Source organism: Allopusillimonas ginsengisoli (genome assembly GCF_004153455.1).
GTDB classification, from domain to species: Bacteria; Pseudomonadota; Gammaproteobacteria; order Burkholderiales; family Burkholderiaceae_B; genus Allopusillimonas; species Allopusillimonas ginsengisoli.
Window position 1 is genome coordinate 979794 of record NZ_SDQE01000001.1, and the last position, 15008, is coordinate 994801.

Annotated in this window: 14 protein-coding genes and 1 other RNA gene; 8 read left to right on the forward strand and 7 right to left on the reverse strand. The window is 59.3% G+C overall.

The annotated features are described in order from the left end of the window. Positions 1-3 precede the first annotated feature (3 nt). Both mraZ and rnpB read right to left on the reverse strand, forming a co-directional pair. Positions 4-432, reverse strand: a complete 429-nt coding sequence (gene mraZ / locus ERE07_RS04830) for a division/cell wall cluster transcriptional repressor MraZ (RefSeq protein ID WP_130007716.1) — start codon at positions 430-432, stop codon at positions 4-6. A gap of 283 nt (positions 433-715) precedes the next feature. Next, an RNA gene (rnpB, locus tag ERE07_RS04835) (RNase P RNA component class A) lies at positions 716-1123 on the reverse strand. Between the two features lie 137 nt (positions 1124-1260). Here rnpB and ERE07_RS04840 point away from each other — a divergent pair. After that, positions 1261-3114 (forward strand): ATP-binding cassette domain-containing protein, encoded by a 1854-nt coding sequence (locus ERE07_RS04840; RefSeq protein ID WP_130007638.1) that lies wholly within the window; start codon positions 1261-1263, stop codon positions 3112-3114. Here the strand turns inward: ERE07_RS04840 and pyrC are convergent. Further along, positions 3111-4181, reverse strand: a complete 1071-nt coding sequence (gene pyrC, locus ERE07_RS04845; RefSeq protein WP_130007639.1) for a dihydroorotase — start codon at positions 4179-4181, stop codon at positions 3111-3113. The genes ERE07_RS04840 and pyrC overlap by 4 nt on opposite strands. A 25-nt stretch (positions 4182-4206) precedes the next feature. Continuing rightward, positions 4207-5403, reverse strand: coding sequence for a M20 aminoacylase family protein (locus ERE07_RS04850; protein WP_130007640.1), 1197 nt, complete (start codon positions 5401-5403; stop codon positions 4207-4209). A gap of 242 nt (positions 5404-5645) precedes the next feature. On the opposite strand from ERE07_RS04850, the gene ERE07_RS04855 reads away from it, so the two are divergent. Further along, positions 5646-5918, forward strand: coding sequence for an SWIB/MDM2 domain-containing protein (locus tag ERE07_RS04855; protein WP_130007641.1), 273 nt, complete (start codon positions 5646-5648; stop codon positions 5916-5918). A 171-nt stretch (positions 5919-6089) separates the two neighbouring features. On the opposite strand, the gene ERE07_RS04860 is transcribed toward ERE07_RS04855, so the two are convergent. Together ERE07_RS04860 and ERE07_RS04865 are read right to left on the reverse strand one after the other, a co-directional pair. Continuing rightward, positions 6090-6455 carry a DUF4870 family protein gene (locus ERE07_RS04860; protein ID WP_130007642.1) on the reverse strand — a complete coding sequence of 122 codons (366 nt, stop codon included), beginning with the start codon at positions 6453-6455 and terminating at the stop codon, positions 6090-6092. Between the two features lie 147 nt (positions 6456-6602). Next, positions 6603-7310 carry a FadR/GntR family transcriptional regulator gene (locus tag ERE07_RS04865; RefSeq protein ID WP_130007643.1) on the reverse strand — a complete coding sequence of 236 codons (708 nt, stop codon included), beginning with the start codon at positions 7308-7310 and terminating at the stop codon, positions 6603-6605. Positions 7311-7487: 177 nt separating this feature from the next. On the opposite strand from ERE07_RS04865, the gene ERE07_RS04870 reads away from it, so the two are divergent. From ERE07_RS04870 to ERE07_RS04895, 6 genes are all read left to right on the forward strand, one after another. Then, on the forward strand, positions 7488-9068 hold the full coding sequence (locus ERE07_RS04870; RefSeq protein WP_130007644.1) for an amidase: 1581 nt from the start codon (positions 7488-7490) through the stop codon (positions 9066-9068). Positions 9069-9204: 136 nt separating this feature from the next. Continuing rightward, the gene (locus tag ERE07_RS04875) at positions 9205-10416 is read left to right on the forward strand and encodes an ABC transporter substrate-binding protein (protein ID WP_130007645.1); all 1212 of its coding nucleotides are present in this window, start codon (positions 9205-9207) and stop codon (positions 10414-10416) included. Positions 10417-10489: 73 nt separating this feature from the next. Continuing rightward, a complete protein-coding gene (locus tag ERE07_RS04880) occupies positions 10490-11380 on the forward strand; it encodes a branched-chain amino acid ABC transporter permease (RefSeq protein ID WP_130007646.1) in 891 nt (296 codons plus the stop codon). A 4-nt stretch (positions 11381-11384) separates the two neighbouring features. Beyond that, positions 11385-12353, forward strand: a complete 969-nt coding sequence (locus tag ERE07_RS04885) for a branched-chain amino acid ABC transporter permease (protein WP_130007647.1) — start codon at positions 11385-11387, stop codon at positions 12351-12353. Positions 12354-12421: 68 nt separating this feature from the next. Next, entirely contained in the window at positions 12422-13090 is a 669-nt protein-coding gene (locus ERE07_RS04890; protein ID WP_245153417.1) for an ABC transporter ATP-binding protein, read from the forward strand. Then, on the forward strand, positions 13083-13817 hold the full coding sequence (locus tag ERE07_RS04895) for an ABC transporter ATP-binding protein (RefSeq protein WP_130007648.1): 735 nt from the start codon (positions 13083-13085) through the stop codon (positions 13815-13817). The genes ERE07_RS04890 and ERE07_RS04895 overlap by 8 nt, the downstream gene beginning before the upstream one ends. A gap of 86 nt (positions 13818-13903) precedes the next feature. On the opposite strand, the gene ERE07_RS04900 is transcribed toward ERE07_RS04895, so the two are convergent. Further along, positions 13904-14683 (reverse strand): transporter substrate-binding domain-containing protein, encoded by a 780-nt coding sequence (locus ERE07_RS04900; RefSeq protein WP_130007649.1) that lies wholly within the window; start codon positions 14681-14683, stop codon positions 13904-13906. Positions 14684-15008 lie beyond the last annotated feature (325 nt).

A 15008-nucleotide genomic window follows, 5' to 3' on the forward strand; every position in this document is an offset into this window, starting at 1 on the left:
ACTTCAGAAAGAAAATTGTTCGAGAACCTCGGGCATGCCCTTGGCGAGATCTTCAGCTTCGCGGCGCGCCCATTCGGCGGAATCCCACAGTTCGAAATGACTGCCCATCCCCAACAGCATGACCTCTCGAGTCAGGCCGGCGGCGGTACGCAGCTCAGGCGCCACCAGTATCCGGCCCGATCCATCCATATCCACATCCTGCGCATTACCCAGCAGCAAACGCTGCAATGGGCGCGCGGACATCGGGAACGCGGCAATCTGTTCGCGCTTCTTTTCCCACACACTGCGGGGGTACACGAGCAGGCAACCATCGGGATGGCGGGTGAGGGTAAGACGTCCTTCGACCTGGGAGACGAGCGCGTCACGATGCCGGGTCGGAATCGAGATCCGCCCCTTGGCATCGAGAGTGAGAGCGCTGCTACCCTGGAACAAGTTTTCTTCCCCACTTTTTTGCACAAAATCCTACTTTTCCCCACTCTACGGTAAGGGACGCAACTGGTCAAGCGCAAAGTTGCAATTTTTTCAATCACGACAAGCACTTAGCAGCATTTTCGAAGAGAAGCAAAAGGAAAAACTCTTGAGAAATCAAGAAATTGTGTCTTGAACTGAAAGTCCTTTATCACAAGGCCCCGCCGGAAAGCCCTGAATAATTTGCAATTGCTGACACTTTTGGAGAAAAGCATGGCGCCACATGATTTGACGCCAGAAAGCCAGGAGGTGAGACAGGTCTGTAGGCCGGATTCTGTACGCCTGGCACGCCAGGCGGGCAATCATTCCTCTGGGCCCGGCATTGCTGCCGCGCTCTAGCCATCTACCCGCATGCTCGGGCGAGCCGCCCTTTTGGCACAAGGCCAGTCGCATGCCTATTTGATGTTGCTCCGGATAGAGGTTGCCGCGTTTCACCCTGCCGCGCCATGGGCGTTGCCGCCCATACAGTACGGAGATGGCCGTACCAGTGCATGCTTGCGCATGCCCGCGCCGCAGACTCGTCTCTGTGGCCCTATTCCTCGGCTTGCCGGCGCATTGCTGCGCCACCTCGCCGGACGGCCGTTAGCCGCTATCCTGCTCTGTGGAGTCCGGACCTTCCTCGATGCCTACACACCGCGATTGCCCAACCTGCCTCACCCCGGCATTGTAACCTGCGACAATAGAGGATCCCCGCCCCAGGGCAACCTGCGGCGCGATTGATTGCGAACCGGCGCCAGCAGGGCGCATACACCACAGTTTAATAGGGCCGGCTCACAAAGCAGGCATCAAAGCATGGCGGCAACAACACTGATCACCCTTACCCAAGTCCAGTTGGCATATGGCCATCACCCCTTGCTGGATCACGCCGACCTGGCCATCCAGCCCGGCGAGCGCATCGGCCTGATTGGCCGCAATGGCGCAGGCAAATCCTCTTTGCTCAAGGTGCTGGACGGCCGGACCATTCCCGACGATGGCGAAGTCATGCGGCTGGGCGGCCTGACCGTCGCCACCGTGGAGCAAGAACCCGAGCTCGACGATACGCTGACCGTATTCGATGCGCTATGCGGCGACTTCACCGAAAGCGAAGACTGGCAGCGCCCTGCCCGCGTCAATGCGCTCATCGAACAGCTTGGCCTGACTGCAGACGCGCCCATCCAGGGCCTGTCGGGCGGATCGCGCAAACGCGTGGCGCTGGCCCGTGCATTGGCGGATCAGCCTGACCTCCTGCTGCTCGACGAACCCACCAACCATCTGGATTTCGAAGGTATTGCCTGGCTCGAAAATCTATTGCGGTCCTTCCGCGGCAGTGTCGTGCTCATTACTCACGACCGCCGCTTCCTGGATGCCGTCGCCACACGCATCGTCGAGCTCGATCGCGGCAAGCTCATCAGCTTTCCGGGCAACTTTTCGCAATGGCAGGAGCGCAAGGCGGAATGGCTGCAAGCCGAGCAGCAGAAAAATGCGCGCTTCGACAAAATGCTGGCACAGGAAGAAGTGTGGATACGCAAAGGCGTGGAGGCGCGGCGCACGCGCAACGAAGGCCGTGTACGCAGGCTGGAGCAACTGCGCCGAGACCGCATCGCACGCCGCGAGAGACAGGGCAATGTGCGCCTGGCGGTGGCCGAAGGCCAGCGATCCGGCAAGCTGGTCGCGGAACTGGAGGGTGTCAGCCACAGCTATGGCGACAAGACCTTGATTCGCAATCTGTCCACCGTCATCCTGCGCAAAGACCGCATCGGCCTGATTGGCCCCAACGGGGCCGGCAAGACCACGCTCCTGCGCATCATTCTGGGGCAACTGCAACCCACCGAGGGCAGCGTGCGGCTGGGCACCAATCTTACCGTGGGGTATTTCGACCAGATGCGCTCGCAACTTGACGAAAACGCCACGCTGGCCGACACCATCAACCCCGGCAGCGAGTGGATAGAAATCGGCGACCAGCGCAAACACGTGATGAGCTACCTGGAGGACTTTCTTTTTCCGCCCGCTCGCGCCCACTCGCCCGTCAGCAGCCTGTCCGGCGGCGAGCGCGCCCGTCTCGTTCTCGCGCGCATGTTCGCACGCCCCACCAACGTCCTGGTTCTGGACGAACCCACCAACGACCTGGATATCGAAACACTGGAACTGCTCGAAGAATTGCTGCAGGATTACGCGGGCACCGTCCTGCTTGTCAGTCATGATCGCGCATTCCTGGACAACGTGGTCACGCAAACCATCGCCTTCGAAGGTGATGGCCACTGGGGCGAATATGTTGGCGGTTACGACGAATGGCTCGCCCAGCGCCCTGCACCAGCACGTCCCACACGTGACAAAAACAGCGGCAACAGCAGCCTACCTGACAACACCGGCGCCGCCGGGCAGGCGTCGGTGCCCAGTGAGCCTTCAGTTGCGCGACCAGTCAGAGCCGCCAAGGCCCGCATCACATCGTGGGAGCTGCGCGAACTCGAAGGGCTGCCTGATGCCATCGCCGCGCTCGAAACCGAGCAAGCCAGCCTGGCGGCCCGCCTGGCGGACGGCAGCCTGTATCGCGAAGCACCCGAAGAGGTCGAGCGCATCAATGCCCGCGTCGCCGAAACGGAACAAAAACTCGAGGAGCTCTTTGCCAGGTGGGAAGCGCTCGAAGAAAAGCAGCAGGCCTCCGGCTAAGCGCCGGTTGAGGCTACCTTCCACTGAAGGGACTGGCCTGCCGCCAACGGAACCACCGTCGAACCCGCCATGGGCAACTCGGCTGGGATCTTAAAATCTGCCCGCTCGAGCGTCAGCGTTCCGGTGTTCTCAGGCAGGCCGTAAAATGCGGGCCCATGACGGCTGGCAAAACCTTCCAGCCTGTCCAGGCGGTCAACCGACGCAAAGGCCGTGGCATACAACTCCATGGCGTGCAACGCGGTATAACAGCCAGCGCAGCCACAGGCGGCCTCTTTCAGCCCGCGCGGGTGGGGCGCGCTGTCCGTGCCCAGGAAGAACCGGTTATTACCGCTGGTAGCAGCATCCAGCAAGGCCTGGCGATGCTTCTCGCGCTTGAGAACAGGCAGGCAGTACCAGTGCGGCTGCAGGCCCCCTGCAAACAACGCGTTACGGTTGTACAGCAAATGGTGCGCTGTCAGCGTGGCCGCCACAGGCCCTTCTGCATAGCGCACATACTGCACGCCCTCGCTGGTCGTAAGATGCTCAAACACCACCTTGAGCTCAGGAAAAGCCCTGCGCAGCGGAATCATGACACGGTCAACGAACACGGCTTCGCGATCGAAAAGATCGATATCGGGATCGGTGACTTCTCCGTGCACCAAAAGTGGAAGCCCTGCTTTTTGCATCGCTTCCAGCACAAGCGAGCAGCGCCCCAGCAAATCTGTGACACCCGCATCTGAATTGGTTGTGGCTCCCGCCGGATATAGCTTCACGCCATGCACAAAGCCCGACTTCGCCGCCTGCTCGATGTCCTGGACGCTGGTGTTGTCGGTGAGATAAAGCGTCATGAGCGGTGTGAAATCGCGCTGTGGAATACCGGCTTTTTCCTGCGCTGCCAAAATCCGGTCGCGGTATGCCGCTGCCAACGCCACCGTCGTCACTGGCGGCTTGAGGTTGGGCATGATTATGGCGCGACCGAATTGCCGTGCGGTATCACCCACCACGGACGCTAGCACGGCGCCATCGCGCAAATGCAGATGCCAATCATCGGGGCGGATAATGGTAAGAGAAGTGATCGTGCTGCTCATGGATAAAACAAGGTTCCTGATGTAGTTAAGCTGTCGTCAATGGCATGCTGCGTTCCACCAGGCGGCAAAACATGGCGCTGCCTGCCGGAATCACTGCGTCATTGAAATCAAACGCGGAATTATGCAGCACACAGCCTGATTCGGCCCCGCCCTGCCCCAGGCGGAAATAAGCCCCCGGACGGTGCTGCAGCATCACCGAAAAGTCCTCGGAACCCATCGAAGGCGTCAGATTGGGAATAACCATTTCCTCGCCGAACAGCTCGGTGGCCACCTCCGCCACGAAGGCAGCGTGCTCAGGCGTATTGATGGTGGCCGGGAAGAGCCGGTGGTATTTCATGTCGATCTTGGCCTTGAAGGCCGCCGCGATACCCGCCACGACCTCCTCCATACGCTGTATGACCTGGCTCTGGACGGCAGGACTGAAGGTGCGCACGGTACCCACCATGCGGGCATCCCGGGGGATCACATTCATCGCCTGCAGATTACCCGCATTGACTGCCGCCACGGTGACCACAGCGGATTCGGGCGCAGGCACGTTACGCGACACAATCGTCTGCAGCGCGGTAATGAGCTGTGCAGCAATCACAATGGGGTCATTGGTTTGGTAGGCATGCGCGCCATGACCGCCTCGCCCCTCGATAGTGATCTCGAAATGGTCCGCCGCCGCCATCATGGGCCCTGGATTGACGCCAATCACCCCCGGCGCCAGGCCCGGCCAATTGTGCAGCGCGTAAATTGCATCACAGGGAAAGCGCTCGAACAAGCCATCGTCCAGCATTGCCTGGGCGCCGCCCAGGCCTTCTTCGGCGGGTTGAAAAATAAGCACTACCTGACCATCGAAATTGCGCGTTTCGGCCAGATAACGCGCGGCACCCAACAAAACCGTGGTGTGACCGTCGTGTCCGCACGCATGCATGACGCCGGGGTTTGTGGACGCGTAGGCCGCAGCCCCCTGCTCCAGGATCGGCAACGCATCCATATCGGCTCTCAGGCCTATCGAACGCCCGCTGAGATTGCGCTTGCCCTCCAGCACCCCAACCACGCCCGTCTTGCCTACCCCACGATGCACTGTGTAACCAAGCGCCTGCAGGGCATTTGCCACCAGACCGGAAGTTCGGACTTCCTGAAAGCCCAGTTCGGGATTGGCGTGAATGTCGCGCCGCAACGCCGTCAGCTCGCCATGGAATGACTGAATCGCCTCTAAGACAGATTTTGCGTACATGTACAGAAAACTCCTCGCCGAAACCGTGCGCAACCCATACCGCAGCGCTGGCCATTTTGCCAAAAACAGCCTGCCGCGGGCGCAGTTTGACACCATATCATATGCAATGCGGACCCATAATGGATTTTCCGGGAAGGCGTGCTCGCGGTTATATTCACGAGCACAAATACCTTTGTCTTTCGAGGAATCTCACGTTATGCTCCGTGGGAAGCCTTTTTTTATTCACTGAGGAGCCCAGTTCTATGGCAACAACTGCGAAAACCGCCCGCAAACCCAATGCGGCATTCATGAAGCCGCTCACGCCTAGCGCAACCCTTGCCGCCGTCATCGGGCCCGACGCTGTGCCCCGCACCGAGGTCACCAAGAAAATCTGGGAGTACATCAAAAAGCACGACCTGCAGGATCCCGCCAACCGCCGCAACATCAATGCCGACGACAAGCTACGCCCTCTGTTCGGCAAAGATCAAGTCTCCATGTTCGAACTGACCAAGCTGGTCAATGCCCACCTGAAGTAACTTTTCTCATCCCGCCCATGCGCAGGCGCCCATCGCGGCGGCCTGCATCATTTGCCTGCAGATAGCGGGCAAAATTGCTGTGTGTGAAGGGATGTGCCGGTGCTGTCCGAACGACACGCCTGAATGCCGCCATCCATCGCGGTATGGGCCGGCCATGCCGGCCCTTGAATGTTAGTAGTCGGCGACCGGAGGCTGCCCGGATGCCAGCGCCAGCCATCCCTTGACGATGCGATAAACAATCCAGATCAGCGCCACCAGGCCGGTGATCCAGCCGATAAAGATAAATGTGGCCAGACCGCTGAGCACCACCCAAAGCAGCCCCCACCAGAATGTCCGAATGATCCAATCGAAGTGCGCGGCATAGACTGTGCCGGCCGCATCGCTGCGCTTGACATACGCAAGCACAATGGCCGCAATGGTGGCGACGGCGAAAAAACCCGCGCTGAGCAGGCCAAGCGCAAACAGGCCATAAAGAAGATGTGTCAGGTTGCGCATAGACAAGCCGCTGTTGTCTTCTGGCGGAAACGCCTCGCTCATCAGTAACCTCCGGGTATCAAAGTGTAGGTTGCCGGCGAGAAGCCGGACCAAGTCATTTTACCGGAACTCGCAGGGAAAGCATCTTTGCAACGCGCTGCGTCGGCGCGGCTGAGCGGCCGGCCACTCGAGACGCTTACGGCCTATCCATCAAGCCTGGGCGTCAAGATCAAGCCGGACACCAGAACGATCCGCCACGTTGATCAGATGCGCCCTCATGGCCGCCCTGGCCTTCTCCGGTGAGCCCGATGCCAGGGCCTCGATCACCTGGCGATGCTCCTCGATGGGCTCGATCACCCGGTCTGGATTGGCGAATGCCACCTGCCTGCTGCTCTCGACCACATCGTTGATGCCGGCAAGAATGTCAAGCAGCAGGGGGCTTCCCGCCAGTTCGAATATGCAGGCATGGAACGCGTGATCCTCCTCTGCCATGGCGACCAGGTCACCGATCCTGGCGGCATCTTCCATGCGCCTGACGGTACGGCGCAAACGATCCAGGCCCGACGGCGTGACGACGCCCGCCACAAGCATGACCGCCAGATCTTCGAGTTGTGCACGCACAAGGTAAACATCCCGCAAGGCATAGCGGCCCTGAAAAGGCCACCGGCCATAGGCGCTTCCGTGTCCCTGCTCGCCGGGCCGGGCAATGAACACACCTCGCCCTGGCTCGCTGCGCAGAAGCCCGAGCCCTTCGAGCATAGTGATGGCCTCCCGCAGGGAGGCGCGACTGACACCCAATGCTTCGGCCAGTTGTCGCTGCCCTGGCAGCTTTCCCTTGTCTGCCCATTCCTGGCGATGCAATCGAGCCTGCAGTTCCTGTGCAATACCCTGGACAATAGAAACGGTTTTAGTCGACATAATCTGGCAAAAATAATATTCAAGCAGCGCTGGTTTCGCACTGCGATCTACCACCGTCAAACCATACGCCATGTTGACAGCCGATACACTCATGTGCATTATGGCATCAACCGGTCTGACCGGCTTTGCCGCAGTTTCGCATGCACTTCCCCGGAGGCACATTCAGGAGCAAAGGCCATGTCTCTGACATCCGATGTTGTTCAGCGCATGATGGCAGGCGCCGCCAGCACCGCCAAGCTGGTGAACTATGCGTTCCCTGACCGGGTAGCGCTTTTGGGTGAACGCCTTTCGCTCAATATCCCCGAACTCAGCTATCTGGCCACCTTAACCGGCTCAGGCAAAGCCCACTACGCGGCTAGCGCCGTACACTTGCGTTCACAAGGCATCACGCCACCCGCGGACACCGGCGGCATCGCAGCCCTGGCCAGGCGCCTGCGCAACACACCCTCCGACACCGCCACCGCCGCACTGTCGGCGCACCAACGCGCCCAGCAGCAGCACGATTTGAATGCCTTCATCCAACTAGCCAGCGCAGATGAGCTGGCGCACCAGGCGTCAGCCGCGCAAGCCTCGTTCGAGGCAGGGCAAGCGCTGCCTTTACTTGGCGTACCCGTGGCCGTCAAAGACCTCATGGCGGTGCAAGGCTTTCGCCTGACTGGCGGAAGCCAATCCGGCAGCAACACGCCCAACCTGCATGACGCCCTGGCGGTTTCCCGGTTGCGCCAGGCCGGGGCCATCATGCTGGGCACCACCAACCTGCATGAACTGGCCTTTGGCATCACCAGCCGAAACCCGCATTACGGAGCTGTCGTGAACCCTCGCAACCCAGCGCACATCCCGGGCGGTTCAAGTGGAGGCTCAGCCGCCGCCGTGGCCGCAGGCATCGTCCGCGCGTCCATCGGCACAGATACGGCCGGCTCGATCCGTATTCCGGCTGCCTGTTGCGGCGTCGTCGGCTTCAAGCCCAGCTACGATGTTATCCCAAGGCAGGGCGCCATGGACCTTGGCCCCTCGCTGGACCACCTGGGCCCCATCACAGCGTCCGTTGATGACGCAGCCCTGCTTTTCTCCATCATGGCAGGCCTGCCCGGCCAGGTGCCGCAACGCCTGCGCACTTTGCAAGGCATCCAGATTGGCGTGCCCACCCATTACTTTTTCGAACCGCTGGCCCCGGAGGTGCGTCGGCACGTCAACGCCGCCATCGCGCTCATGGAGGCGGATGGCGCCACCGTTCACGCCATTGACCTTCCCGGCGTCGAGTACGGCGCCGCGCTGCAGCTGGCCACCCTATGCAGCGAAGCCACCGCTGTCCACTGGGATCGCCTCGTGCATTGCCCCGAAACATTGGGAGAGGATGTCCGCATCCGGCTGGAAATCGGGCAACTTTTCCCCGCCATCTGGTACACCCGAGCCCAAGGCGCGCGATCCCAATTGGCAGCGGGCATCGCCACGGCCATGGCGGGCATCGATGTCCTGGCCGTGCCCACGCTGCGCACCACCGCACCAGAAAATGGCGCCGACACGGTCAGCGTGGACGGGCACGACATGCCCTTGCACGCCGCCGTTACCAGCCTGACGCTTCCCTTTAACCTGACAGGCATGCCGGCCATCAGCCTGCCCTGCGGCAACAGCGACCATGGCCTGCCTGTGGGTATCCAGCTTGCCGCAGCACAAGGTCATGACTGGAAAATGCTTGCCATTGCGGCAAGGCTTGAACAGCTCCTGAGCGCGGGAAAACCATCGCCGTCCCAACATTGACATTATCTGGTATTTAAGCAACCATAACCGGTCAGACCAGTATAGATTGTGAAACATAACGCATAAGCCAGTCTGACCCTTAACGGATCACACCCTCGTTCAAACCAGGGGTATCCGAACACCAAGGAGGATTCCAATGAGACAGCTTCGTTTTACGATGGCGGCCGCCGCAACGGCCTTACTCAGCATGGTCAATCCTGCGCAGGCGCAAGATCCTGTGCTGATCGGCGTTAGTATCGCCCAGTCCCCACCCGGTTCCGTGGTCCAGGGCACCCAGGTCAAAGACGGAGCGGAAATCATCGCCAAGATGATTAATGAGAACGGAGGCGTGTTGGGGCGCCCTCTCAAGATCATCTATGAAGACAATCAAGGCATCCCTGAGAAAGGCCGGGCCGCTGCCGAAAAACTCATTTCCCGCGACAAGGTCGTCGCGATTACCGGCGGACACCAAAGCTCTGTTTGCCTGGCGGAAATCGAGGTGGCGCACCGTTACAAGGTACCTTACGTCAACACCAACTGCTGGTCGGATGACATACGCAAAAAAGGATACCCCGAGGTTTTCAACCCCGGCAACTACAACACACGCGTCTCCACTGCCATGGCCGAAACCATTATCGCCATGAAGGTCAAGAACGTCGTCGCCTTTGCCGAGAACACCGACTATGGCATTGGCCAGGCCAAGATACTGGGCGAGCTCCTCAAAGAACAGGCACCCGACATCAACTATAAATACAACGCACTGGACCGCGCCGGGAAGGACTTCACGCCCGCGGTGCTGCCGCTGCGCGCCAATCCCCCCGACATGGTGGTCAACGTCATGCTGCCCCCCGCTGCGTACATTCTGATGAACCAGCTCTATGAGCAAGGCGTCGCGCCAAGCGCCAAGACATGGTTTTATGATGGCGCCGGCATCGCCGACTACCCGGATTTCTGGCAGAACGTCAAGGAAGCCGGCCAGTACATGCTGGCTTTCGGCCTCTACCATCCCGAAATGCCTATGCCCGAAATTGGTCAGCAGGTGGCTCAGACCTATCAGAAGGAGTTCGGCCATGAACCCAACCGGCTCATATTTCAGGGCGCCGACTCCGTGTTGCAAATCGTGCGCGCGATCGAGCAGGCAAAGTCCACGGACAGCGAAGCCATCATCCAGGCGCTCAAAGACATGGAATACGAAGGGATACGCGGCAAATTCAAACTCTCGCAAGAACCGGGCTACACGTATCAGCAATGGGTCGATATTCCGTATGTCACGTATCAATTGACTGAAGTCAATCAGCCCTTGAGCAAGACGGTGCTGATTCAGGCGACTGGGCAGCCCCTTCATGCCGACAAACTCGTCAAGCCGTAGAACTGAATGTCATTCCTTCCCTGACTGAAGTAAGTACCCGGGGCGTGCCGCCCCGGGCTTGAGGAGAAGCGATGTGCTTGCGCTGGATCTGCTCGTCAACGGACTGATTATTGGCCTGTACTATGCCCTCATGGCTGTCGGACTGGCAATGATTTTCGGCATACTCAAGGTTGTGAACTTCGCCCATGGCGAGTTCTACATGATAGGGGCGTACACGTACACGCTGATCGCGCTCGGCCTGGGCGTTTCCCCCTGGCTGGCCTTGCCGGCTGCAGCGCTGGCTGGCGCCCTGATCGGATGGATGACAGAACGCTGGCTCATGCGCCCGCTTTACACCGGCTATGGCTCGTGGGGGCTCATGAAAGACGAATACGCAGTCGTCGTGACCTTTGGCCTATCGCTGCTGCTCATTAATCTTTTCGACAAAGTCATCGGCCCCTACCCCATGCGGGGCCCCGCGCTGTGGGATGCCGCCCGCCTGAACATCGGGCCATTCATGATGAGTGGCCAAAAGGTGATTACAGCCATCGTGGCAGTTCTGCTGATGATAGGCCTGTCCCTGTTCATCAAACGCTCATTGTGGGGCAGGCAGATCCAGGCAGTGGCGCAGAATCGGTTGGGCGCATCCATTGCCGGCATCGATACGGCGCGCGCCAGTTGCATCGTTTTCATGGCCTCGGGCGTCCTGGCCGCGATTGCCGGCGCGCTGCTGGCGCCGGTCATCAATCCCGCGCCAGACGTCGGCATCTTTCCGGCGATCAAATCCTATGTCATTGTTGTGATCGGTGGCATGGGCTCCATACCAGGCAGCATTATCGCCGCGCTGTTGCTGGGCGTGCTCGAAAGCTTCGGCGCAGTCTATCTTTCCTACGACTACCGGGATACATACGGCCTGGTGCTCTTGATACTGATTCTGCTGTTTCGCCCACAAGGGCTATTCGGCGAACGTGCCCGGGAGGTCTAACGCAATGCCCGCCCACCAACACCCGAACCTGCACACCAGCAAGTTGCGCGGAGAGTTTCTGCTGAGCCTGCTGGTGCTGGCCGCATTGGCCGTATTACCGCTGTTCGTGCAATCCCCCTACTGGCTGGGCGTACTGATTGTCAGCATGTATTTCGCCATCATGGCCTCGGGCTGGAACCTGCTCGCGGGCTATACGGGGCAGTTTTCACTCGCGCCAGCCGCTTTCGCCATGCTTGGCGGCTACAGCACAGGCCTGCTCGCCTACTACCTGAACACGCCGCTGTGGGTGGCCCTGCCCATGTCCATCGTCATTCCGGGCGTGATCGGCCTGCTGCTGGGCCGTATTGTGCTGCGGCTCTCGGGCGCCTACCTGGCGCTGACCACACTTTCTTTTGCGGAAATCCTGCGACTCGTTATCTACAACTCCATTGATTTCACGCGCGGCGATCAAGGCCTGAACGTGCCCGGCATCGTCGATAGCCGAACAGGGTACTACTACATTTTCCTTGCCGCACTGATCATGGTTGTCGGGCTGATCTATATCCTGCTACGCACGCGAACCGGGCGTTTTCTGCAGGCAATCCGCGACGATGAAATCGGCGCGGCAAGCCGCGGCATCAATGTTGTACGTTACAAGACATTTGCCTTCCTGGTCAGTTGTGCCGTCTGCGGCTTCGCAGGTGGTCTTTACGGCACCTTCGCCCGCCTGGTCAGCCCGGAGCTTGGCTTGATCGCGCAAACCGGCATCGTCATCGCCATGGTCGTGATAGGCGGCATGGGAACGCTCGTGGGCCCCTTGATCGGCGCACTCCTCGTCTACACAGCATCCGAGCTGTTGCGCGACGTAGGCGGCATACAGATGATTGTTTTCGCGGCGCTGGTCATCGTGTTTGCCCGATTCTTTCGCGAAGGGCTCTGGGGGCTGCTGCGTCGTGCCCTGATTCGCCGTCAGGCCGTGCGCAGGGGGATATGATGGCCCTGATGACAATACAGTCCCTGCAAAAAAGCTTCGGGGGCCTTCGCGCAGTAGATCGAGCCAGCATGCAAGTGCACCAGGGCGAACTGCTCGGCCTGATCGGACCCAACGGCTCGGGCAAGACCACCTTGCTCAATATGCTGTCCGGCCATCTGCGCGCCGACGCCGGATCCGTATTGCTTAACGATAAGAATGTGCTGGGCCTGAACCCCACGCAGCTCACACGCTTGGGCGTGCTGCGCATGTTTCAAATGACACGGGTGTTCAATCGCACCAGCGCCTTTGACAATCTGGTCGTTTGCGGCCTGGCCCAAGGCCTGAACGAATCCACCGCCTATGCCCGCGCCGCCGAATTGCTGGAAGAACTGAAGCTCGAACAGGTCATGTACCTGGATGCCGGCCAGCTATCCGGCGGTCAGCGCAAGCTGCTTGAGTTCGGCATGTGCTTCATGGTGCCACCCCATATCGCTCTGCTGGACGAGCCCTTCGCAGCTGTGCACCCCATCATGAAAGAAACCATGTCGGACTTCATACGCCGACGCAACGCGGCTGGACAAACCTTCATCCTCGTCAGCCACGACATGCCGGTGATTGTGGAGCTCTGTCCACGCTCCGTTTGTATGAATGCGGGTAAAGTGCTGGCCGAAGGCCAGACACACGACGTTCTGCAGTCCGCGGCGGTTATCGAAGCTTATCTCGGCGATGAATCAACGGAGGACGAAGCCCATGTCTGATACCGTGCTCGAAATGGACGGCATCACGTCCGGTTATATGGGCGATATTGATGTCCTGCGCAGCGTCAGCCTGTCCGTCAGAAAAGGCCACATCAGTGGCTTGATTGGTCTTAACGGCGCAGGAAAATCCACGCTCTTCAAAACGATATATGGTTTTCTCAAGCCAAAAGCCGGCGCAATCCGGTTGGAGGGCCAGGACATTTCGGGCAGGCCACCGCATACACTGATCGATCACGGCCTCTGGTACATTCCGCAGGAATCCAGCCTCTTCTCCTACCTGAGCGTAGAAGAAAACCTTAGGCTGCCTCTCGAAAGCCGACACAAACAATTTGGGCACCTCATCGAACAGCGCTTTCAGGATACGCTGGCGCATTTCCCCGTGCTGCGCGAAAAACTCAAATCCCAGGCTGGCGACCTATCCGGCGGTCAACAAAAATCACTGGAATTCGCCAAGGCCTATATGGTGCAGCCGCGCGTCTGCCTGATCGACGAACCCAGCATCGGCCTTGCACCCAAAGTGGCCAGCGAGATTTTTCAATGGATCAAGCATTTCGCAGCGTCCGGCATGGGCATATTGCTGGTGGACCATAACGTACGCAGAGTCGTGTCACTGTCAGATCATATTTACGTACTGAGCCTTGGTGAAATCACGGCGTCCGGTTCCCCCGAGGATTTTCAGGGCGATCTGCATGCACAGGTAAAAGAGTGGCTGGGGATTACGTTCTAGCGCACCCCCCTTCCGCTTCGTGCCCGTGCCTATTCACCCTGGTTGCGGGCCGCAACCACGCAATTCCCGTGCGGTGCTGCCTTTTCCTACTGCGGCACCCACTTGTCGGCAAGCTTGGCATATGCGCCGCTGGCCTTGCTCAGGTGCATCCACTGATCCACATACAGCTTGAAGCGCATATCGCCGTCGGGCAGCAAATAGCCCATCTCCGCATACTGCAACGGCTTGTCCGGGTTCACGGCGCATAGTCGGGGATCGCGCTTACTCTGAACTTTGGCCTCAGCCGCCTCGGTGACGAAGACGTCGGCACGGCCTTCGGCGACCTCGTTGAATATACCGATATTATTGTCATGCTGAGTCAGTTGTGCTTTGTTCAGGTAAGTCTTGGCAAACTTCTCGTTGCTGCCGCCCGGGTTGTGAATGACACGCACCTCAGGCTTGTTGATATCCTCGATTGTCTGGAACCTCTGTACATTCGTGCACAAGGTAATGGGCGTCTTGCCGTTGACCATATAGGGTGTGCTGAAGAATGCTTTCTTCTGCCGCACAAGCGATACCGATATGCCTCCTGCGCCAATATCACACTTACCGGAGGTGAAATCCTCCATCAGCTTGGCCCAGCTCGTCTTAACGAACGCCACCTTCGCATCAAGCGTGTGTGCCAGGTCCTGCATCAAATCCACATCCAATCCTTCGTAGCTACCATCATCGTTGTGATAGCTGAACGGGCGGTAATCGCCTGGCGTACACACCCGCAGCGTCTTGCTTTCAACGACATGACTCAGGGTATCCACAGCGTCGCCATTTGTCTGGGCCGTGGCAAGTGCAGGAATCGCCAGCAGGCTGGCGGCAATAATATGCCTCATTGATGGGTCTCCTCGGTTGATTTTTCTGACTCTGTAATGGCAGAGTTCTTTGCTGTACGCTAGCACTGACTACAGTCGAAGCGGCGTTTAAAGGCGCAAGACTCATCCTGGTACGCTAGCACCGCGCCGCCCCAGTGGCTAGTATGAATAACCCTTTTGGACGCAGTCGGTGTGCGCGTGGGGCAGGCGCGCAGCGCTGACCCCCAAACACAAAACCCCCGCCAGATCACTGACGGGGGTTTTGTTTGCAATAAAAGCCTGACGATGTCCTACTTTCACAGACGAGAAGTCCACTATCATCGGCGCTAAGGCGTTTCACGATCCT

What these genes read in the sequence shown, in the direction of transcription:
- ERE07_RS04865 (WP_130007643.1), bottom strand. Translation starts at nt 7,310, where the DNA reads ATGTCGACTAAAACCGTTTCTATTGTCCAGGGTATTGCACAGGAACTG.
- ERE07_RS04875 (WP_130007645.1), top strand. Translation starts at nt 9,205, where the DNA reads ATGAGACAGCTTCGTTTTACGATGGCGGCCGCCGCAACGGCCTTACTC.
- ERE07_RS04860 (WP_130007642.1), bottom strand. Translation starts at nt 6,455, where the DNA reads ATGAGCGAGGCGTTTCCGCCAGAAGACAACAGCGGCTTGTCTATGCGC.
- ERE07_RS04885 (WP_130007647.1), top strand. Translation starts at nt 11,385, where the DNA reads ATGCCCGCCCACCAACACCCGAACCTGCACACCAGCAAGTTGCGCGGA.
- ERE07_RS04890 (WP_245153417.1), top strand. Translation starts at nt 12,422, where the DNA reads ATGCAAGTGCACCAGGGCGAACTGCTCGGCCTGATCGGACCCAACGGC.
- ERE07_RS04840 (WP_130007638.1), top strand. Translation starts at nt 1,261, where the DNA reads ATGGCGGCAACAACACTGATCACCCTTACCCAAGTCCAGTTGGCATAT.
- ERE07_RS04870 (WP_130007644.1), top strand. Translation starts at nt 7,488, where the DNA reads ATGTCTCTGACATCCGATGTTGTTCAGCGCATGATGGCAGGCGCCGCC.
- pyrC (WP_130007639.1), bottom strand. Translation starts at nt 4,181, where the DNA reads ATGAGCAGCACGATCACTTCTCTTACCATTATCCGCCCCGATGATTGG.
- ERE07_RS04895 (WP_130007648.1), top strand. Translation starts at nt 13,083, where the DNA reads ATGTCTGATACCGTGCTCGAAATGGACGGCATCACGTCCGGTTATATG.
- ERE07_RS04855 (WP_130007641.1), top strand. Translation starts at nt 5,646, where the DNA reads ATGGCAACAACTGCGAAAACCGCCCGCAAACCCAATGCGGCATTCATG.
- ERE07_RS04850 (WP_130007640.1), bottom strand. Translation starts at nt 5,403, where the DNA reads ATGTACGCAAAATCTGTCTTAGAGGCGATTCAGTCATTCCATGGCGAG.
- ERE07_RS04900 (WP_130007649.1), bottom strand. Translation starts at nt 14,683, where the DNA reads ATGAGGCATATTATTGCCGCCAGCCTGCTGGCGATTCCTGCACTTGCC.